This window comes from Leeuwenhoekiella sp. A2 (assembly GCF_047946655.1).
GTDB lineage: Bacteria > Bacteroidota > Bacteroidia > Flavobacteriales > Flavobacteriaceae > Leeuwenhoekiella.
The window spans coordinates 2,215,001-2,235,117 of the sequence record NZ_CP172311.1; the positions used below are offsets into that span (position 1 = coordinate 2,215,001).

Here is a 20,117-nt window from a genome sequence, read left to right on the forward strand (position 1 = left end):
ATCTTCTGCAATGTGCATGTCAAATTGTACGGTGGGGAAATCTTTAGGCGGTAAATGTGTAGCTGAAAAATAATGAATGGGTCTATCTGAAATTAATATTCCGCCGGCGTGAATGCTTAAATAATTAGGCCTGTCTTTAAAAAGCAATGCATATTTAAGCACAAGTTTTGAAAGATTGTCAAGTTCTGAAAATACATATTTACCCTCGCTCAGTTTGTCTATCTCATGTTTAGGAAGACCAAAAACCTTCGCCAGTTCGCGTACCGCACCGCTATGTTTAAACGTCACATAAGATCCCAACAAGGCAGCTTGCCCGTTTTTTCCAAAAGTTTCAAAAATAAATCGGGTAATATCTTCACGATCCCAGGTAGAAAAATCAATGTCAAAATCTGGTGGATTTGCCCTAAATTCGTTCATAAACCGCTCAAAATAGAGATCGAGTTCTATAGGGTCTACATCTGTAATGCGCAGCAAATAAGCTACAATACTGTTTGCACCACTGCCGCGACCTACATAAAAGTAGCCCTGACTGCGGGCATATTCTATAATTTTCCAGTTAATGATAAAGAAAGAAACAAAATTCTGACTCTTGATGAGTTTAAGTTCTTTAGCCAGACGTTGCTCAATTTGTGAGGTGATCTCGTCGTAGCGTTCGGGAAGACCTTTTTGACAAAGATCAACCAGCTTTTGATAATCCAGATCTTCTGTGCCGTAAACGGTTTTAAGATTTTGAGGCTTTCGGTCTTTTGAAAAATCGAACGAAATACTACAAAAATCGAGTAAATTGAGGGTGTTTTCCAGAATATGTGGAAACTCAGAAAATGCTTCTTCTAATTGAGTTATAGAAAGCATTTGCTCCTCAAAACCTGCCTGCTCTTCTTTTGGCAATTTACTAAGCAACATATTATTATCAATAGCCCGTAATAGCCTATGAATATTATGATCTCTTTTGCCGTTGAAACTCACAGTGTGTAAAACCACGAGTTTGTCACGATAACCGCTGTAGCGCGAAAAAGGAAGTTTTCTTAAATCTTTTAGTCCGATACCTATAAATTCGTTTTCCGAAAATTTGGTTTTATCAAGTTCAAGAACCTTTTCAAAAGAATAAATAACTACTGCATTTTTAAAAACGGGAGCATGATCAGGAAAGGATTTTTTATTGTGTAAATGCTGTGAGAGAAAATTATTGATTTCCAGAAAACCCTCATTATTTCGCGCTAGCGTGACATAGCATTGCTGTATTCCGTTTCTAAAATCTACTCCTAAAACCGGATTTATGCCTAATTCTTTCGCTTTTCGCACAAAAGTGAGACAGGCTGAAGTATTATTAATATCTGTAAGCGCTAGTTTTTGAATACCATTTTTTATAGCAAGCTCAAGCAGCTGCGTTTCAGAAAGGGTACCGTAGCGTAAGCTGAAATATGAATGACAATTGATATACATTTCCCTATCCCTACCCTCTCCCAGAGGGAGAGGGGATTAGTTTTATTGATGTCTGTGTGCTAAAACTATAGGCGGCTGGCCGTTAAATGGATTTCCCTGATCGCCAATTGTGCGTGCGCCTTCACCCATTGTGCCTGCTCGCATAATGCTGCGATCGCCGTAGCGGCAGCGTATATTGTCCATCGCTTTGTACAGGTTTACCGTGCGGTTTGTGTTTTCAAAAAGATCAATTTGATAATGACCTTCTGTGAGTCCGCTGTAGCGCACGCCCACAAGACGAATTAATAATCTACGATTGTAAAGTTTTTCAAAAAGCTCCATCACTTTAGGAATCAGGTTATGATCTGCAGAAGTATACGGAATCTTTAATTGCTTAGAATAGGTCTGAAAATCTGAATAGCGCACTTTCACCGTAATGCAGGAAGTAAGTTTATTACCCCGCCGCAGTTGAAAAGCTAAGTTTTCTGCCATCGCATTGATAGTGGTTTTTAATTTCTGAATATCTGTTGTATCCTGTCCATATGTACGCTCGCTTGAGATAGATTTACGCTCGTGATATTCTATTATAGGCGATTGATCAATACCGTTCGCCCGCTCCCAGATAACGCGGCCATTTTTGCCAAAAACAGACATCATCATCTCGACTGGCATTTGCTGTACAACGCTTACTTTTTTTACTCCCAGATTGCAAAATGTGCGAAAGGTTTTCTCGCCCACCATGGGGATTTTTTTAATGGAAAGCGGAGCCAGAAATACCTTTTCATACCCTTCATCTACTTTATATTGATTGTTGGGTTTGGCCTCGTTTGTAGCAACTTTTGATACGGTTTTATTAATCGAAAGTCCAAAAGAAATAGGCAAACCGGTTTGATTAATTACCTTTCGGCGTAATTCTGAAGCAAATTTATAGCACCCAAAAAAGCGATCCATGCCGGTTAGATCTGCATAAAACTCATCTACACTTGATTTCTCAAGCACAGGAACTTCCTGCTGCAGGATTTCGGTTACCATTTTTGAAAACTTGGTATATGTACTTGCGTTACCGCGAATGTAAACTGCCTGTGGACAAAGTTGACGTGCCATTTTCATAGGCATTCCTGAATGCACACCAAATTTTCTACACTCATAACTAGCCGCGCTTACCACTCCGCGATCACCCGTACCGCCCACAATTACCGGTTTATTATTAAGGGTACTATCAGCTATTCTTTCGCAGGATACAAAAAAAGTATCAAGATCAAGATGTAAAATATGTCTATTCATATAATTTGGAATTATTACAAAATTATGGAAATATTCCTAATTATAGAGATGAGCAATTGATTTTAAAAAGTTAAAAATATAAGCAGTTGAACTTTTCAATAATTTTAAGGAAAGACTTTTTAAATAAAGTGGCAGCAGCTAAGAATAAATAAAAATAAAGGAATTAAATTTTTTTACTATCAGGATCTTTTTGGTTTGAAAACAAGGAAAGAATCTCTATGGTATTTTCGTTTATTCTGTAATAAAGATTATTGTGTTTTTCTACAACAGCTTTATGGATTTCTTTTTTTTCAAAGGAAGAAGGAAAGATATTAGGATTTCTAGAAATTAATTCGATCGTGTGATCCAATTTTACTACAAAATTTTTTAGTTCTCGATCTGTCCAGTTTTGTTCTAAATATTCAATAGTTTCTTTTAATTCAGAAAGTGCATGGTTTGTCCACAAGACTTTATAACCACTTTTCATAAATTTTCTTAGCATTAGAATGAGAAGTCAGTTTTCCATCATTGGCATCTTGAATTCCTTTTTCTATCGAATTTTTTTCAGAAGTAGAAATTTCATTATACCAATCCTTTTTTTCTTGCTGTCTCAATTCCATTAATTGATCAATTAAGGACTCATCACTCAGAGTAGAAAGCCATTGTATTAATTCAATTTTTTTGTCTTGCAGATTTATATCCATATCCTAAATTTACAATTTTTCTTCTGTTCTTATTATTTGTAAACAAAAATCCTATCCTACCAATACCTGATTATATACATCCTGAATCAATTCTCGGTTGTATTTACGTTCAAGTCGGCGGAGGGTAAAATGAGCAGTTGCCATTTTCTGAAAATGTGTAATGAAGATCACATTTATAGAAGCACCTGCCGCAGCACCTATAACTGGTACCGCCTGCGCTACAAATTTTTCGCTTACTTGCACTGTATAACGGGCAGCTACCTGATTGATCAATCTGGCAATAGGCGCTGCGGTTTGGGAAGCCAAAGCTTCAATGAGTTTTGTGGTTCCGTTTTCTGCAAGGTATGTTCCTGCCTGGTTCATTGCAGTTTGTAAAGCGGCTCGGGTAGCATAATAGCTGGTGTCTAATTCGTCGTCATCTTTAGAAGTTCCGCCCAGAGCGAAAACCTGTAAACACGAGAGCTGTGTCTCGATATCATGAACATCTTCACCCTGACTGCGAGCGATATCCATAATAGAGCGCATCATAAATTTTGTAGAAAGAATAAGATCTGTTGTAAAACCTGCTGCGCCAAAAAAACCACCTGCAGCGCCAGATATTCCCGTAACCATTTTATAGGTGATATTAGACGATTTTGTGCCTGTTTTACCCGATTTCATAGTCTGCAGATTAGCTTTTACAGCCAGTTGCAATGCTTTCTGAATACCCAAATGTATTTTGTCTTGATATTTTTCAGGGATAAGCATCATACCGGCATCAATAGGAGTACCTATTGTATTAAACGCTTTCATAAGAAAGGAAACCTGATCAAGATCTTGTTTTGATTTTTTGATCAATATTTCGTCTTCCGGAGCGATTTTTTGTATTTGTGGGAGGTTTTTATTCATGTTAAATTAAACGTTCTATAGATGCAGGTATTTTTGGTTAAAGCTAATAATAAGAAATATTTAGCATTTATAATCTGATTAGTCTCATAGTTCTAAAGCCTCTTCAGATTTGTGCAATGTTTCTTTAAATAATTGCTCATTTAGGTCAGTTTTCCAAAAGGGAATCATCTCTTTTAATTTACTTTTTCCTTCTTCAGAATTGATAATTTCAGGGAAAGCTTTTTCTAATACGTCGAGCATTATTTTGACTGCAGTCGAAGCACCGGGCGATGCGCCCATGAGACAGGTGATGCTTCCGTCTTTACTACTTACAACCTGAGTGCCAAATTCTAGTTTTCCGCCTTCATATTCATCACGTTTTATGGTTTGCACGCGTTGCCCCGCGACCAGAATTTCCCAATCTTCACTTTTAGCATCTTTCACAAAAGTGCGTAGTGCTTCCATTCTGTCTTCAAAAGACATCGCGACTTGCTGAATTAAATATTTGGTTAGTGGTAAATTATGCCAAAATGCGCCCAGCATCGAGGGAATATTATCAAATTTAATCGATTTGAAAAGATCGAGTTTTGATCCTTCTTTTAAAAACTTCGGACTAAAACCTGCGAAAGGGCCAAAAAGTAATTCCCTCTTTCCATTTATATAGCGCGTATCAAGATGAGGAACCGACATAGGCGGATCGCCCAGACCGGCTTTGCTATAAACTTTTGCATGATGCTCATTTATGATATCTTCATTTTTACAAACCAGCCATTCACCACTTACCGGGAAACCACCGTAACCATCTTTTTCATCAATTTCTACTTTTTGCAGCAACAGCAAACTACCGCCGCCTGCGCCTATAAAAACGTGTTGAGCATCAAAATGCTGATGCTCGCCTGTCTTTGTATTTTTTGCTTCTACGCACCATTCTATATCTGGATCAGGATCAATGTCAAGCACTTCTTCATTGCAATGAACAGGTGTATTGTATTCGGTTTTTAGAATGTTAAAAAGTTCGCGCGTCAGGTTACCAAAATTCACTTCTGTACCGCGGTCTATACGAGAAGCTGCCATGATCTCGTCTGCCTCGCGCTCATGCATCATAAGCGGAAACCATTTTTTCATCATCTCAATATCCCGGGTAAACTCAATAGAATCAAACATAAAATGTTCTTTCATTGTGTGGTATCGTTTCTCAAGATATTCGGCATTATCTTCACCGGTCACCCAGCTGTGATGTGGGATGGAAGTTATAAAAGAATGTGGATCTGAAATCAGGTTTTTTTGTACTAAAAATGACCAAAACTGCTTAGAAATCTCAAACTGCGTACAGATTTCTATCGCCTTTTTTATATTGATACTTCCGTCTTCCTCTTCCGGAGTGTAGTTGAGTTCGCATAAAGCAGAATGTCCGGTTCCTGCATTATTCCACGCGGCAGAACTTTCCTGAGCTACTTCTTCCAGACGTTCAAGAATTAGAATGTTAAGATCAGGCTTTAATATTTTAGCAAGTAAAGCAAGTGTTGCACTCATGATCCCGGCGCCCACGCAGATTAGATCATATTCTTTATTGACTATTATTTTACGCATAACAAAGCTTTTATGAAAGATAAGCATTCATTTTGCGATGAGCTTGTATGGCCTTTTGGTTTAAATATTTATTAACGAAGAGTAGAGGATAATAGCTAGAATTTCAAAAAGGTTTAATCGAAAAATTAGGTGAGCAGGAGGAAATAATAATTGCTAGAAGTAAATCTCTACATTTAAGACAACCAGATCTTCATCTCTTCAAAAAGCTCTGTGTTTGCGGAAGTCATCCCGTTAAATTCTGAAACTACATATAAATCTGTCTCTTCATTTTCTGTATTAAGCCTAACGCGGATGGGAGCAAATGATAAGTTGCCTTTTACTTGTAATCTGCTAAAGGTATTGTCGTAACCGTGATAAAGCTGAGTGATGTCTCGTTTATTGATCTCAAACTCACTGTGATCTTTGGTAAACATATCATAACCTTTAAACCTGAAACCGCTGGGGGTGAATGTAAGTGCGCCTTTGTATCTAAATGGTGGCGGCCCAAGCATAATATGAGACATAATCCAGTCTACCCAGTTACGGTGTTTAAAATCTTCTTTAAAAATCAAATATGTATTTTCAACTGTCATGCTACCTTTTATAGAAAACTATATTAAAGGTACTTCATTTTTGAAGTAATAGTAGAATGACAGCACAAATCTTGTTATACAACTATTCTACACGCTCATATGTAAGGCCGGGGCCGTCGCAGGCATTCCAGGTATTAGACATTTGAGGGTTAGAAAAATGAAGGTATTCCTTATTCTCTTGGGAAGAACAACTCCCTATTAGCTCATATCCGGTTTTATAAGAAAGGATTAAGTAATTACCATCAGATAAGGTTTGGGTTTTATAAGTTCCGGTAGCTTCTTTAATGCTACCATTTTGTTCTCTTGATTTAAGAAAAGTGCCATTAGTATAAAAAAGGTAGTATTCCTGCCAAAACATATCATCACCTGTAGCAGGAGGCACATTAGCAACAGAGCCTGACATTGATATAAGCTCCCACTTTTGTGTAGTCCCTGCTCTAAAATCTGCATCTGTGTCATCTTTAACAGAGCAGGAATATAGGGAAAGTGTGGAAAGTAAGACTAATATAAAGCTTCTCATGGTCAGGTTGATTTATTAATAGATGTAAAATCCCTGCAAAAGTTGCGTTTAAATATAGTTTTATAGCAAAAAATCGGTATAAAACCTTTAAAAATCGGCTTTTTAGCCCTCTTTTTTAGCTAAAATCTGGTAGTTAATTTTAAGAACTGGGCCAGACTTTTTATATATTTTCCCTGGAGGCTTATTTCTTTTAGCCGTGCTGTGATTAAATAATTTTCCCTGCTATTGACTAAAAACAGCGAACTGTCGCCCAGCTCAAATTTACGGCGTTCTGCATCTACAAGTGAAGAATAATCATTTACCAGGATATTCATTTTTTCGCTTTGAGCGCGATAAGAAACAATCTCATTTTCAAGACTTGTTAACTTATTCTGTATTTCCTGGTGAGCATTGATAAGTTCAAGTTGGTAATTTTTCAGTTTCACTTTTGCGAGTTGCAGATCGCCGCGTTCTTTGCGTAAAAACAAAGGCACATTCACATTAAAGCCAAATTTGTAATTATCTGTGTTTAAGCTGTTAAATTCTTCCGGCTGTTCTGTAAGAAAGTTATAGCTTAAATTGAGATCGGGAAGCAGTTTATTTGCGCGCAGGCGTTTCTCTACTTGCATTATCTCGACATCATATTGTAAAGAACGTATTTTGGGATTTTCTGTGATTAACTGTTCTGCAAGAAATTGATCATCAAACCAAAGATCGTCAACTTCATCGGGAAGATCTTCGTTAGGGCGTACTTGTTGCGTAATCTCTAAAGGGATATTGTCTTCTGCCCATAGATAATTAGAGAGTTTAAGAGAGGCTTTAAGATAATCAAGACGTGCCTGCTCTAATTGCAAAGTGCGATTTTGTTTATTTATACCGGCTTCAAGCGTATCTACCGCAGGTTTATCGCCAGCCTTAAATTGACTTTTAACTGAGCGTAGCGTGAATTCTGAATTAGCCACAAAATTTTGATATAATTGCAGTTCCTGATAGGCGGCAAACCACTCAAAATAAGTGGCTGAAGCGTTGTAAAGCACTTCTGCTGCTTGTAAATCACGCTTTAACTGTGTTTGTTCTCTATAGATTTTTGCTTGTCTCAGGGTTGCCATGCGCTCACTCATAAAGATGCCGTTAGTAACATCAAGAGTCACACCGGCAGAGTAGAGACCGTTCTCAGGCACTATATTTTCAGGGTTTAGATAATATCCTGAATTCTTTTCATATTTCGCGTTAAGCTCAAGACCGTAATACGTGGGAATCTTAAATGCAGCACCAAACAGGTTGTAATATTCTGTTGATTTATAGTTTTTCTCTGAAAGATTTGCTTCTACTTTTGGGTCAAAGCTTCCACGGGCTTTCATAAGTTTAAAACTACCTTCATCAACAACTAATTCTGCCTGTTTAACCAGCGGGTGGTATTTTTTAACAATAGACAGGTACTCTTTAAAATCGAGCTGAAGAGTGTCTGTTTTTTGAGCTACTACTAATTGCACCAGAAGTAGCGCCGTAAATAGAATTATTCTTCTCATTTACCTGCTGCTTTAGTGTTTTGTGCATTTTGAGGTGTGTAATAATTGGGCGGAAACCCATTAAGCTGTCGCCAAAGTTCATACCAGATAGGCACATCTTCAAGCAGTGCCAGGGTAGTGGCGCCAGACCCAATCTTAATTTCTTGTGGCCAGGGATATTCTTCTTCATCGGGAGCTAGCAAGACACGATACTTGCCATTTGTACTGATAAAATTTTCAATCGCGACGATTCTGGCGCCATACGTTCCAAAAGAGCTATTGGGCCACCCACTAAAAACAATAGCCGGCCAGCCTTCAAAACGCACGCGTACTTTTTCACCTCTGTGTAACAAAGGCATATCAATAGGGTCGACATAGGTTTCTACTGCTATATCATACTCTGATGGCATAATACCCACAAGTGGCTCACCTTCTTTAAAACTTTCGCCCACTCCGCCTTTAATTGCTTTATTAATATAACCAGATTGCGGTGCGCGTATGTAATACATGCCACGACGCATATCATAGTTTGTATAAGCTGTTTCCAGTTTGCTAATATCTGCCTGGGTTTGATAAAAAGAAGTTTCAGCAGTAGATCTATCGCTCTGGGCTTTTGATATTTTTTCACCATATTCAGCGTCTAATCTGTTAAGCTCGATCTCTGCATTGATAATCTCATTTCTGGCAGCAAGCAGTTTATTTTCCTGAGCGATCTTTTTTGCCTGGGCTTCCTGTAGCTTTAAGCGATAATTCTCAAGGTCTGTCATTGATTTTAGACCTTCATCATTTAAGGTCTTGTTTCTATTGAACTGTATTTCTGCTATCTCCAGATTTGTCTTTGCGGCTTGCAGGTCTATACTGTCACTTTTAAATTTAAGTCTGCTTTGTTGCAGCTTATTCTGTGCCTGGTCTATTTTAAGCCGTTTCTCCTGCTGTAAGGAGCCTATCTGATTTCCTAAAAATTGTATTTTTTGCTCATAAGATTGCTGCGAACTTTCTTTTACGCGTATCTGGTCACCGGTGCGATCTACCAGTTGAGGATCAAAATATTCATTCTTTATTTCAGAAATGTGCAGAATAGTGTCTCCTTTTTTTACAAAATCTCCTTCGCTTATATACCACTGCTCAATACGGCCGGGTATAGGCGATTGTATCGTCTGCGGTCTTTGATCTGGTGTGAGCGTGGTGACATAGCCCTGTCCTGCAACCGTTTGCGTCCATGGCAGGAAAAGAATAATAATTAATATGATCCCAAAAGCAACGAGAAACCTATTAAAATATTTCTGGTTACGCTCAGCAAATACCTTTTTACCAGACTTGTAGTGCATCAGGTCTACACGCTCTTTTATCCTGTTTTTAGTGATATTCAGCATGGCTTATGAGTTAGGTATGATTTTTCCGTTATTGAGGTTGATTATCTTATCGCAATAGTTTTCCCATCGCTTACCTCTGCTGGTGACAATGATTGACCAGGTATTTTCTTTGCTAAAGAGGAAATTCATGATGCGGTCTTCTTCAACAGGATCAAGCTGATCAAGCGGATCGTTAAGAATAAGCAGGTTAGGTTTTCTTACTACAGCTCGTGCAAGTATGATCTTTTTAGAAATAGAATAAGGCATTTGTATACCTTCAGGATAAATCATTGTATTAAGCCCTTTAGGCTGTTGTTTTACAAAAGATAACAGGCCTGTTTTCTCTAGCGCCCAGTGAATATTCTGCTTAGGCACATTTATATCGCCCATGGTAATATTATCTAAAATGGTTCCTTCAAAAGGAGATTCTTCTGTCGTAGATTGACCAAATAAAGAACGATAATGGTTCAATTTTAAGCTTTTCAGCGAAATGTCATTTACGTAAATTTCTCCCAGGCTAGGCTCTAAAAGTCCTGCTATAATCTTTAATAAAGTAGATTTACCCGCACCGTTAGGCCCTTTAAGCAGTATTTTATCGCCGGGATTTATGGTAAAGGTTATATTCTTTAATATGCGTTTATCTTCATAACCTTTAAATCTGATATCATCAAGCTCAATAATTAAAGGTTCACCTACTTTAAAAGGTTCTTCTCCTGTTTGACTTTCAAGTTCTTTGTCTACCACTTGTCCCATTTTGTCAAGAGAAGTGAGGATGTCGTAAAAAGATTCTATGCCCGAAATAATTTTTTCAAAAGAGCCAATTATCAAAAGAATGATGATCTCTGCAGCCACAAACTGACCTATGTTCATCTGCTGATTGAGCACCAATATACCGCCAATGGCAAGCAGGCCGGCAGTAACTAAAACCTTAAAAATCACAAGTTGAATAAACTGAAATTTTAATACCTGGAAGTGGCTTTCACGTGCATCTAGATAATCACTAAGTATAGCATCATTCTTATCAATCGCTATACTTGTATATCCAGACATTTTAAAACTCATAAGTGATCTTGCCACTTCTTGTATCCAGTGTGCAACACGGTATTTATGTTTAGACTCTTTAATGCTAGAATCAAGCCCGCGTTTACCGGTTATTTTAAAGCCAATGTAAATAAGCACCACCAGTAAAATGCCATATATGATAAAAAACGGATGATACAATGAAAGGAGAATAAGTCCAAAAATCACTTGTACCAGTGCTGCCGGAAAATCGATAACTACTTTAGATAAACCCTTCTGCAGAGAGAGAACATCAAAAAAGCGATTAGCAAGTTCTGGTGGATAATAATTGCGCAGCTGGTCCATTTTAATCTTGGGGAAGCGATAAATAAACTCAAAAGATGATAAGGTAAAGAGCTTTTGCTGTACGTTCTCAAGAATGCGTATTTGCATATATTGAAGAATCCCTACAAAGGCAACTCCCATAGTTACCAGGATTACAAGTACAAACCACGAAGTAGATATTCTGGCTCCCTGCATTAAATTTACAATAGCCTGAATCCCTAGCGGTACAGACAAGCTAACGAGTCCGCCAAAAATGGCATAGTACAGAATTTGCAGGAAATCTTTTCGCTCCAGCTTTAATAAACCTATAAATCTTTGTACAGGATTAATTGGGGTTTTATTATTCATGATCAGCTTTTAATAGATTTGCAATCATATTTTTATAAAAAACAGTAGGTGCGATGCCGTCCTTACAATCAGTAATCGTGGGGAAGTGTTTACTCACAAAATGCTGGTTTAATGAGCCGTTAATAATCGTGGTAGCCAGACTGTATGGAAATTTATAAGCGCTGTCAACTGCTTTTATCATCTCGCTTACCCTTTCTGCAAGTCTTTTAAAAGCCATAAAATAGCCCTGATCATTATCTTCATCTACCTTTTTTGTTAAGTAAGATTTTGACGACTCATTGATAATAATATTGTTTAAGGCCACCTCATCAATATGTTTAAAACGTATGTCTTCTTTTACCGGGAGAGCAAGTACTTCTATGGCTTTGTTGAGTTTATTTCTTCCGTCTTTTATACTATTAGTTGCCAGCAAAAGCTGAAATTCTTTCCATCCCCAAAACCAGGAAGTGATGTAAACCAGAAAATTATGTTTGTTTTCAAAATAACGATATATCGAACTCTCATTTGATTTAATGACTCCACCCAGTTTTCTAAAGGTAAAGTCTTCAAACCCTATTTCATCAATAAGTATGATACCATTTCGTATAATTTTTTTACCTAATTCACTAGATTCCGGGTCTTTGAGATAAAGATTCTCGTTGACTGAAACCCGCAAATTCTTTAATAATTCATCCATCTGGGTGTATTTTGTGCAATTATAATAGTAATACTATTAATTTGGAAAGTAAAATGAATATTTAACTTTTAATTGGGCTATACCAAAATTTCGAAATATTGCTAACAAGCTTATTTTAAGTGGAATTTTGGGTGAAGAGAGTGCATTAAAACCCAGGTTTGAATAATAAAAACCGAGTATTTATGGTTAAAAATCACCCTTTTGAAGCATATTTTCGGCTATTTTTTTAACCAGTGTAGCTGTGTTTTCAAAAGCGTCCTGTTTGTTTTTTGCGATTTGTACGACAGAAGAAAGATTTTCAACGCCCAATTTCTTGAGGTCGCTTCGCCAAAAAAGTTATTGTTACAAGAGTGGTTGTTCTTTATTTTTCAGATGTGGTTTTTGATACCATCTGCTTAAAATCACGTATAGTACTCCACAACTTATCCAAGCCGGGATAATTAAAAATGATAGAAAAACATCAAACTGTATAGATACGAAGTAAAATATCCCGAAGCTTATAGCCCAAGCTCCAAAAACCGCCCAATTAAATTTTATTCCACTTTTTTCTGCATAAAAGGGTTCAATACCTGCTTTTATACCGAAGAAATATTCAAAGACTATAATCGCTCCTATAGGTGCTAATATAAAGCCATAAAGTGCTACAAAACCCAATAATTGCATTGCAAAAGCAGGAAATAATCCTGCAATTGTAGCTACACCCCCGGCAAGAATTGTTACCCAAAAGGTTGATGTTTTAGGCATTATTGCCTGAAAAGCGAGACCTGCTCGATAGATTGTAGGGTTAGCAGTTGTCCAGCCAGCAAGAATAACTGCTATAATACCAAAAACCCCTATGGCATTATAAGCTAGTGGTCCAGGGGCAACGGTGGGAGCTTCACCATTAGCTAACATTATTTGAGCTTCAGGTGATTTTATATAAACGGCATAAAGTAGGGCGGCAGCTATCCAGGCAATGTAATGCCCAATATAAATGCCGCCAGCTGTGGTCCAACCTGCGCTTGCTTTTTTAGCAAACCGAAAAACAGAAAGATCTGACATCCCTATATGCATAGCGGCATTTGCAAACCATGACCACAGCAATACATGCCAGAACGTATATTTTATCTGGCCGGGAAGTGGGTCACTTCCTTCTCCCCAGATATTCCAGAAATCTGAGAAACTTTTAATATCTAATTGTATTAATGCAACAATACCGCAGGCAATAAAGGCCAGAACAATTACAGGCGACATATAATTTGCGGCTTTGGCGACTGTATTATAACCTTTTGCTGCGATTAATGAGATAACAGCTCCTAATGCTAAAACTATAATGACCCAAGTTATTCCGTTGGGAGTAGTGTCAGTTAATTTAGGCATTTCCATATCAAAAGGAATTCCCACTGCCGTTGCTGAGACTGTAATCATCGCTCCTGCGAGAAAACAAAATAGCAATCCGTTTGTAAGATTATAGGCCGTTACCAGGCGTATACCACAAATTTTTTCTAAATGAAAGTAAAGTGTGTATCTGAATTTTGTACCAATCTCTGCAGTAAGGAATCTCCAACTTAACACGGCCATTAAATTTCCCAGGAGAAGTCCCACAATAAGATCAAAAGCACTTACGCCGGTAGTTAAGAACAAAGGTCCAATTACAAATTCTGTACCTGCCGCATGTTCACCTGCGTACATCCCTAAAAAGGATTTCCAGCCTTGCAGCCTGGATTGAGGTACACGCTCACGCTCATATTCACCCCCAGCGATTTCTTCAATAGTTTCTTCTTCCTGGGTGTAAATAGACATTTAGGCCTTTTTATATTAAATGCATAGGTAAATCTTCGACCTTTTTGCAAACCAACTGATCCATAACCTGATTACTCTGAACCTTTAGCATGTCTATAGTGTGATTACCTCCTTTATCGCCCAGAGCACCTGCCCCGTACATAAAAGATCTGCCCATAAATGTAAACTTGGCTCCGCACGCCATTGCGCGTGCAATATCAGGTCCTGATCGCAAACCACTATCCATCATTATTTCGATCTGATCGCTATATTTTGCTGTAATTTCTCTTAAAGAATGTATAGTAGACTGGGCTGCATCAAGTTGACGGCCGCCATGGTTTGAAACTATGATCCCATCAAATCCCATACGTATTGCAGCTTCTGTATCCTGTGGAGAAGCTACTCCTTTTAAGACGAGCTTTCCCTTCCACTTATCTCGTATAGGTTTAATTTTTTCTTCATTTAATTTTCCCGAGAAAGTTTTATCCATAAAAGCTCCCAGTTGTTTTAGATTTAAACCTTCAGGCGTATAAGGTTTTAAGTTTTCAAAAGTGGGCTGGCCATATTTTAAAGTATTATAGGCCCAGGTAGGTTTTCCTAATATTTGAAGTATATTTTTTACAGACATTTTAGGCGGGAGTGCAAGGCCATTGCGAAAATCTCTTGGGCGATAACCAAAAGTAGGTACATCGCATAATAAAACGAGAACGGGGCAACCGGCAGCTTCTGCGCGATCTAATAAATCATTACGTATTGCGTCATCTATAGGATTATAAAGCTGAAACCATGCATTACCCTGTGTAAGTTCGCTGGCGCGCTCAATATTCATTGTGGTAACAGTGCTGAGAATAAATGGAATATTATGTTTAAAAGCAGCTCTAGCTAAAATTTCAGGAGAATTGGGCCACATTAAGCCTTGAAGACCCACAGGAGCAATACCAAAAGGAGCGTCAAATTCCATCCCTAAAACCCTCGTTTTTATTGAGGTAGAACCATAATTATTTAGATAACGTGGTTGTAACTGTATATCACGTACTTCTGAAGTATTGCGTTTTATGCTTACATCTTCATTGCAACCTCCGTCTAAATATTCAAAAGCAAATCTTGGCATACGTTTTTTTGCTTTTGATCGTAAATCTTCAACAGATGGGTAAGCAGGGTCAAAAGTGGTAGACATATTTTTTATTTAGTGATAAATGGGATATGTTTTTTCAACGAATAATTTTTCTTTAGAAATTTTGAATTAAGTGGTGAATCTGATATGCAAATTGCCGCACCTAAAGCAGATCCCAATGACGAATCTGCCGTATACAGTTCTATATTTTTAAAATGCCGGGAAAGCAACTGAATGTAGATAGCGTTATCACTAAAACCACCATCAACAAAAAGATGGTCAATTTTCATCTCTCCCTTTGCTTTATTTATGGAATGAACTTCCAGATTTATCAACTCAATCATTAAATGATGATAAGCATATTCAAAAGATGTATATGGTAAAATAGTTTCTGATGGCATATCAGCAGTTTCTATAGATTCCCAATGAAAAATATTGTCAAATTCTTTCATTATTTTATGATAGATGTCATAAGCAAAGTTGACAGTCTTATGATAGTCTTTATGAACCCCATAATGCGTTGTTAGTTTCTCTATCTGTATTTTATATTCATTACCCAGAAAGACTCTGGATGATTTAACTGGTTTACCATTTATAAGCATATAATTAACACAACCACTTTCAGCATCTTTTTTGCTTAAAATTTTATCTATAAATGGATTAAGAGAAATACTCCATGTGCCTGTAGAAACCAAAATAAAAGGTGTTTTAACGCTGCGTAAATAAGGAAGCAATGCAGCTGAACTATCGTGAATACCCACGCCTATTTTTATACATTTCCCTTTGTAAGCCATATTTATACTCGTTTCAGTAGAAACAATAGGGGGCAAAATCTCATTTAATTGTTCAGAATAGACCCAACTGTGATAATCCTTTTTATTATAATCCCATAAAGCAGTATGACAACCAATGCTTGTGTATTCACTTAAAGGAATTCCGGTAAATACAAAGCTTAGATATTGAGGTAAGTGCAGAGAATACTTAATCTGTTTAAAAATATCAGGTTTGGCATATTTTAACCAGTATAAATGCATCCCAACATTAAGCATACCCAGATTAGATGAACCGGTACATTGATGAAACTCTAACTCAGGGCCATATTTTTCATAAAACGATTGCGTAATCGAAGCAGGCATCTGTTTTGTGTAATTATACATCGGCAAAATTACTTCTCTATTTTTATCGAGATGTACAAGGCTGGCTCCATACGATGAAAAATTAATAGCTTTAATGTTATATTTCTCCGTATTCAATATTCTGTCAAAAACTTTCTTTACCCAATGCCGCAGTGCAGGAAGGTTTTCGGTAGGATGCCCGTCTTCATCAACTATTTCATCTATCTTAATATACTCTCGATAAACCTCCTGAAAATTGGTGTCAAAAAGGAAAAATTTCTTATTGGTTTTACCTATATCAAAAATGGCTGTAACAGTTTTCTTCATTAAAATTGAAATTTATAATCCTGTAGCTATTGTGTGCATCCCCCGTTCAGTAATAAGATTTTTGCGAACGCTTAATTTACGATAAGCCTGAATAGGGTTTAAGACTCCACCGCTTTGTAAACGTGCTTCACGTATAAGAGGTCTTACATCTGTGCGATATGCAGCTTGTAAAATTTCCTGACAGGTAACGACATCGTTTTCATCCTGCGCTGTTTTTAGGCTAATTTGATCGATTATAAGAGCTTTTGCATAGGCTTCCTGAATAGCTTCTAAGGATTGAATTAAATCTTCTAAAGGATCTTTTATATTATGGCTTGCATCAATCATCCAGGAAAGTTCCGGATTGTTAGTATTGTTCTTCATGCCATAAACAAGTTCGTTAAAAATCAAGAATAACGCATATGGCTTTATACTTCCCACAGTAATATCGTCATCACCATATTTACTATCATTAAAATGAAAACCACCAAGTTTACCTTTAAGCATTAAAACAGACACTATTTGCTCAATATTAGTATTTGGCAAATGATGACCTAAATCTACTAAGGTATAAGCTCTCTCACCACAACCATTTGCAAGCATAAAAGAAGTACCCCAATCCTGAATTACGGTACTGTAAAAATTAGGCTCGTAGGGCTTGTATTCAATAAAAAGCTTCCAGTGGGCCGGCATATCTTCATAAATAGAAATAAGGCTATTCTGGGTATGTGCAAAGGCAGTCTGAAAATTGTTTTGTCCCGGAAATGAAGAGCCATCTGCTAACCAGACTGTGAGTTTGTTAGCTCCTAATTTCTTTCCTATTTCTATTACTTCTTTATTGTGAGCTATTGCTTGATCTCGAACCGATGAATTGGTATTGCTTAGTGAACCATATTTATAACTTTCCTTAACCTCTTTTTGATCCTGAAAAGTATTACTATTTACGGCATCAAACTTTATTTTATGCTCAGTAGCGAGTTCTTTTACCGCTTTGTAATCTTGTGGAACATCCCAAGGAATGTGTAATGAAACAGCTCCGGCCGTCTGAGTAAGACTATGAATTATGCCTACATCTTCTATTTTATGCTCTAAAGTCGCAGGTTCACCCGCAAATGAAAAACGACCAAAGCGCGTGCCGCCTGCACCTAAGGCCCAACTGGGTATAGCAACTTGAAAATTTGATAGTTTATTTATGACTTCTGCTACTGAAACACCCTGATTTGTCAAATCCTGAGATAAAAAATCATATTGATTTTTATGACGGGATAGTTCGCTTTTATTTAAATCGTTAAGATGTTGTTCTTGAATTCTCATAAATGGTATAATACTAAGGCATGAAAGAGACAGAGTCTATTACAAAGCACCTAGGTTTTATTAATGAGGTATACCTCTTATCTTACAAAAGCATTGGCCATACCACCATCTACATTTATAGTATTCCCGGTACTTTTATCTAATATGCCTACGAAAGCAAATACACCTTGGGCAATATCCTGCGGCAGAATTATCTCATTAAGCAAGTTGCGTTTAGCATAATGAGCAGGGAGATCTTTCACATCTATACCATAAGCTTTTGCACGCCCTTCTGCCCATGATCCTTCCCAGATTTTACTACCTACTATTACTCCATCAGGGTTTACTGTGTTAACTCTTATCTTATCTGGACCCAGTTCTGCAGCCAGTAAGCGAGTCATATGTTGTTGAGCAGCCTTAGCAGTTCCATATCCCACATTATTAGGGCCAGAAACTAATCCATTTTTACTTGCTATATTTATAATATCGCCACCAAAACCCTGTTTACGCATAATAGCAACACCTTCCTGAGCCATTAAAAACTGACCTTTTACCAACACATTTTGAAGTAAATCCCAATCTTTGATCGTAGTCTCTGCCAGAGGTTTTGAGATGGCAAGACCGGCAGAATGAATTATAATATCAACTCCACCAAAAGCTAAGCACGCTTGTTTATATGCTTTTGATATAGAATCTTCAACTGTAACATCACAAATGACACCAGTAACCTGATCTTTCTTATAGGTTTTAACTGCTTCATTTAATGCATCTTCGCTTACATCAGTTAGAATAACGTTGGCACCTTCGGCCACGAGTTTATCTGCTATTGCTTTACCAATGCCGCCTGCAGCTCCCGTTACAATTGCTACTTTTCGCGAAAGCGGCTGCTCTTTAGGCATACGCTGTAGTTTTGCTTCTTCAAGCAGCCAGTATTCAATATCAAAGGCTTCTTGCCGCGGTAAAGAAGTATAATTGGTTATAGCTTCAGAACCGCGCATAACATTAATGGCATTTATATAAAATTCGCTTGCCACACGTGTGGTTTGCTTATTTTTTGCAAAGCTGAACATTCCCACTCCGGGATATATAATAATGACAGGATTAGGATCCCGCATAGCGGGGCTATTAGGATGTTTACAGCTGTCATAGTATTCTCCATATTCCTGCCGATATGCCTTAAATAAAGGCTCTAATTTTGATAAAATTGTTTCAGTATTACTTAAGTCCTCATGTGGATTAAGGTCTAATATTAGTGGCTTGATCTTCGTTCTTAAAAAGTGATCAGGACACGAAGTGCCCATAGGAGCAAGTTTATAAAGGTCGTAACTATTTATAAACTCTAGAACAGTACTGCTATCTGTAAAATGACCAATCATGCGATTTTGAGAAGAAGCCAAACCCCTAAGCATGGGCATTAAAGATGCTGCTTGTTGAGCCCTTTGTTCAGCTGGCAAGCTTTTTAATTTTTGACCTCCAAAAACGCTACCGTTTTCTTTAATTTTCTTTTCTATGTACTCTGAGGCTTTTTCAATAACCTCAAGACTATTAATGTAGCACTCATAGGAAGTGTCTCCCCAAGTGAATAATCCATGGCTGCCTAATACAATACCACGTATACCGGGATTGTTCTTTAAACATTTTTCTAATTGGAGACCAAGGTCGAAACCTGGACGTTGCCAAGCGACCCAACCCATCGTGTCTCCCCAAATTTCCTTCGTAACGTTCTCGCTGTTTTCTGCGGCTGCTATAGCAATTAAAGCGTCCGGATGTAAATGGTCTATGTGTTTAAAAGGTAACAACCCATGTAAAGGAGTGTCAATAGAAGGTGCTTTGCTGTTGAGGTCGTAAATGCAATGGTTGAATAAACCTACCATTCGGTCTTCATCTGCTAAACCTTTATAGACATTTTTTAAATTTCTTAGACGATTGGTGTAGAGTCCTGCGATGCCTTGCCTAGTCAAAGTTCCTATATCTCCTCCAGATCCTTTTACCCACATTACTTCAACCTCTTCATTTGTTAATGGATCTTCTTCTATGGTTTTACAGCTGGTATTACCACCACCATAATTTGTTATTCTTAAATCTGATCCTAAAAGATTAGAGCGGTAAAGAAAAAGTGCGATTTGATCATCGCCTAGTTTTGCTGCCTCTTTTTCATCCCAGAGATAATCTACGTATTTAAAGTTTTTCACAGCTTTTTTATTAGTTTCTAGTACTATTTAAAGCGAATATAAATGAACCCAATTGCCTTTCTATCCTGTACTGTACTGTTTAGAAAGTAAAATCTGTGTTTTCCTAACATCTCTGTACTAACGAAATTATATGTAAAACATCAAAGGATTAGGTGGGGTGATGTAAGTTGAAATGGATTTTCTCTAATAGA

The 20,117-nt window shown here is 37.4% G+C and carries 17 protein-coding genes (1 of these 17 cut by a window edge); all 17 read right to left on the reverse strand.

Annotated features, from left to right (window positions below; genetic code table 11):
• On the reverse strand, positions 1–1,443 hold the 5' end (the start) of the coding sequence (locus ACH3PA_RS09760) for a DNA polymerase III subunit alpha (protein ID WP_416444712.1). The gene continues 1,575 nt to the left of window position 1, outside the view; only the first 1,443 of its 3,018 coding nucleotides appear in the window; the start codon lies at positions 1,441–1,443; its stop codon lies beyond the left edge, outside the window.
• Between the two features lie 42 nt (positions 1,444–1,485).
• Entirely contained in the window at positions 1,486–2,706 is a 1,221-nt protein-coding gene (dinB, locus tag ACH3PA_RS09765) for a DNA polymerase IV (protein ID WP_416444710.1), read from the reverse strand.
• Between the two features lie 163 nt (positions 2,707–2,869).
• Positions 2,870–3,172, reverse strand: a complete 303-nt coding sequence (locus ACH3PA_RS09770; RefSeq protein ID WP_416444708.1) for a type II toxin-antitoxin system RelE/ParE family toxin — start codon at positions 3,170–3,172, stop codon at positions 2,870–2,872.
• Positions 3,156–3,389, reverse strand: coding sequence for a hypothetical protein (locus tag ACH3PA_RS09775; protein ID WP_416444706.1), 234 nt, complete (start codon positions 3,387–3,389; stop codon positions 3,156–3,158). The genes ACH3PA_RS09770 and ACH3PA_RS09775 overlap by 17 nt, the downstream gene beginning before the upstream one ends.
• 51 nt (positions 3,390–3,440) lie before the next feature.
• Positions 3,441–4,277 carry an EcsC family protein gene (locus ACH3PA_RS09780; protein ID WP_416444704.1) on the reverse strand — a complete coding sequence of 279 codons (837 nt, stop codon included), beginning with the start codon at positions 4,275–4,277 and terminating at the stop codon, positions 3,441–3,443.
• Between the two features lie 84 nt (positions 4,278–4,361).
• On the reverse strand, positions 4,362–5,846 hold the full coding sequence (gene mqo, locus ACH3PA_RS09785; RefSeq protein ID WP_416444702.1) for a malate dehydrogenase (quinone): 1,485 nt from the start codon (positions 5,844–5,846) through the stop codon (positions 4,362–4,364).
• Between the two features lie 173 nt (positions 5,847–6,019).
• On the reverse strand, positions 6,020–6,418 hold the full coding sequence (locus tag ACH3PA_RS09790) for a hypothetical protein (RefSeq protein WP_416444700.1): 399 nt from the start codon (positions 6,416–6,418) through the stop codon (positions 6,020–6,022).
• Between the two features lie 82 nt (positions 6,419–6,500).
• Positions 6,501–6,938 carry a hypothetical protein gene (locus tag ACH3PA_RS09795; protein ID WP_416444698.1) on the reverse strand — a complete coding sequence of 146 codons (438 nt, stop codon included), beginning with the start codon at positions 6,936–6,938 and terminating at the stop codon, positions 6,501–6,503.
• Positions 6,939–7,057: 119 nt separating this feature from the next.
• A complete protein-coding gene (locus tag ACH3PA_RS09800) occupies positions 7,058–8,446 on the reverse strand; it encodes a TolC family protein (protein ID WP_416444696.1) in 1,389 nt (462 codons plus the stop codon).
• Positions 8,443–9,798 (reverse strand): HlyD family secretion protein, encoded by a 1,356-nt coding sequence (locus ACH3PA_RS09805; RefSeq protein ID WP_416444694.1) that lies wholly within the window; start codon positions 9,796–9,798, stop codon positions 8,443–8,445. The genes ACH3PA_RS09800 and ACH3PA_RS09805 overlap by 4 nt, the downstream gene beginning before the upstream one ends.
• 3 nt (positions 9,799–9,801) lie before the next feature.
• Positions 9,802–11,469, reverse strand: a complete 1,668-nt coding sequence (locus ACH3PA_RS09810) for a peptidase domain-containing ABC transporter (protein ID WP_416444692.1) — start codon at positions 11,467–11,469, stop codon at positions 9,802–9,804.
• A complete protein-coding gene (locus tag ACH3PA_RS09815; protein WP_416444690.1) occupies positions 11,462–12,145 on the reverse strand; it encodes a TetR/AcrR family transcriptional regulator in 684 nt (227 codons plus the stop codon). The genes ACH3PA_RS09810 and ACH3PA_RS09815 overlap by 8 nt, the downstream gene beginning before the upstream one ends.
• A 342-nt stretch (positions 12,146–12,487) precedes the next feature.
• On the reverse strand, positions 12,488–13,927 hold the full coding sequence (locus ACH3PA_RS09820) for a purine-cytosine permease family protein (protein ID WP_416444688.1): 1,440 nt from the start codon (positions 13,925–13,927) through the stop codon (positions 12,488–12,490).
• Between the two features lie 10 nt (positions 13,928–13,937).
• Entirely contained in the window at positions 13,938–15,083 is a 1,146-nt protein-coding gene (locus ACH3PA_RS09825) for an alpha-hydroxy acid oxidase (RefSeq protein WP_416444686.1), read from the reverse strand.
• A 5-nt stretch (positions 15,084–15,088) separates the two neighbouring features.
• Entirely contained in the window at positions 15,089–16,462 is a 1,374-nt protein-coding gene (locus ACH3PA_RS09830) for an FGGY-family carbohydrate kinase (RefSeq protein ID WP_416444684.1), read from the reverse strand.
• 12 nt (positions 16,463–16,474) lie between these two features.
• Positions 16,475–17,755, reverse strand: a complete 1,281-nt coding sequence (locus ACH3PA_RS09835; protein WP_416444682.1) for a sugar isomerase — start codon at positions 17,753–17,755, stop codon at positions 16,475–16,477.
• Positions 17,756–17,832: 77 nt separating this feature from the next.
• Positions 17,833–19,926 (reverse strand): bifunctional aldolase/short-chain dehydrogenase, encoded by a 2,094-nt coding sequence (locus ACH3PA_RS09840; RefSeq protein ID WP_416444680.1) that lies wholly within the window; start codon positions 19,924–19,926, stop codon positions 17,833–17,835.
• Between the last annotated feature and the right edge of the window lie 191 nt (positions 19,927–20,117).

What these genes read in the sequence shown, in the direction of transcription:
- mqo (WP_416444702.1), bottom strand. Translation starts at nt 5,846, where the DNA reads ATGCGTAAAATAATAGTCAATAAAGAATATGATCTAATCTGCGTGGGC.
- ACH3PA_RS09795 (WP_416444698.1), bottom strand. Translation starts at nt 6,938, where the DNA reads ATGAGAAGCTTTATATTAGTCTTACTTTCCACACTTTCCCTATATTCC.
- ACH3PA_RS09800 (WP_416444696.1), bottom strand. Translation starts at nt 8,446, where the DNA reads ATGAGAAGAATAATTCTATTTACGGCGCTACTTCTGGTGCAATTAGTA.
- ACH3PA_RS09780 (WP_416444704.1), bottom strand. Translation starts at nt 4,277, where the DNA reads ATGAATAAAAACCTCCCACAAATACAAAAAATCGCTCCGGAAGACGAA.
- ACH3PA_RS09830 (WP_416444684.1), bottom strand. Translation starts at nt 16,462, where the DNA reads ATGAAGAAAACTGTTACAGCCATTTTTGATATAGGTAAAACCAATAAG.
- ACH3PA_RS09820 (WP_416444688.1), bottom strand. Translation starts at nt 13,927, where the DNA reads ATGTCTATTTACACCCAGGAAGAAGAAACTATTGAAGAAATCGCTGGG.
- ACH3PA_RS09810 (WP_416444692.1), bottom strand. Translation starts at nt 11,469, where the DNA reads ATGAATAATAAAACCCCAATTAATCCTGTACAAAGATTTATAGGTTTA.
- ACH3PA_RS09805 (WP_416444694.1), bottom strand. Translation starts at nt 9,798, where the DNA reads ATGCTGAATATCACTAAAAACAGGATAAAAGAGCGTGTAGACCTGATG.
- dinB (WP_416444710.1), bottom strand. Translation starts at nt 2,706, where the DNA reads ATGAATAGACATATTTTACATCTTGATCTTGATACTTTTTTTGTATCC.
- ACH3PA_RS09815 (WP_416444690.1), bottom strand. Translation starts at nt 12,145, where the DNA reads ATGGATGAATTATTAAAGAATTTGCGGGTTTCAGTCAACGAGAATCTT.
- ACH3PA_RS09770 (WP_416444708.1), bottom strand. Translation starts at nt 3,172, where the DNA reads ATGAAAAGTGGTTATAAAGTCTTGTGGACAAACCATGCACTTTCTGAA.
- ACH3PA_RS09835 (WP_416444682.1), bottom strand. Translation starts at nt 17,755, where the DNA reads ATGAGAATTCAAGAACAACATCTTAACGATTTAAATAAAAGCGAACTA.
- ACH3PA_RS09775 (WP_416444706.1), bottom strand. Translation starts at nt 3,389, where the DNA reads ATGGATATAAATCTGCAAGACAAAAAAATTGAATTAATACAATGGCTT.
- ACH3PA_RS09790 (WP_416444700.1), bottom strand. Translation starts at nt 6,418, where the DNA reads ATGACAGTTGAAAATACATATTTGATTTTTAAAGAAGATTTTAAACAC.
- ACH3PA_RS09825 (WP_416444686.1), bottom strand. Translation starts at nt 15,083, where the DNA reads ATGTCTACCACTTTTGACCCTGCTTACCCATCTGTTGAAGATTTACGA.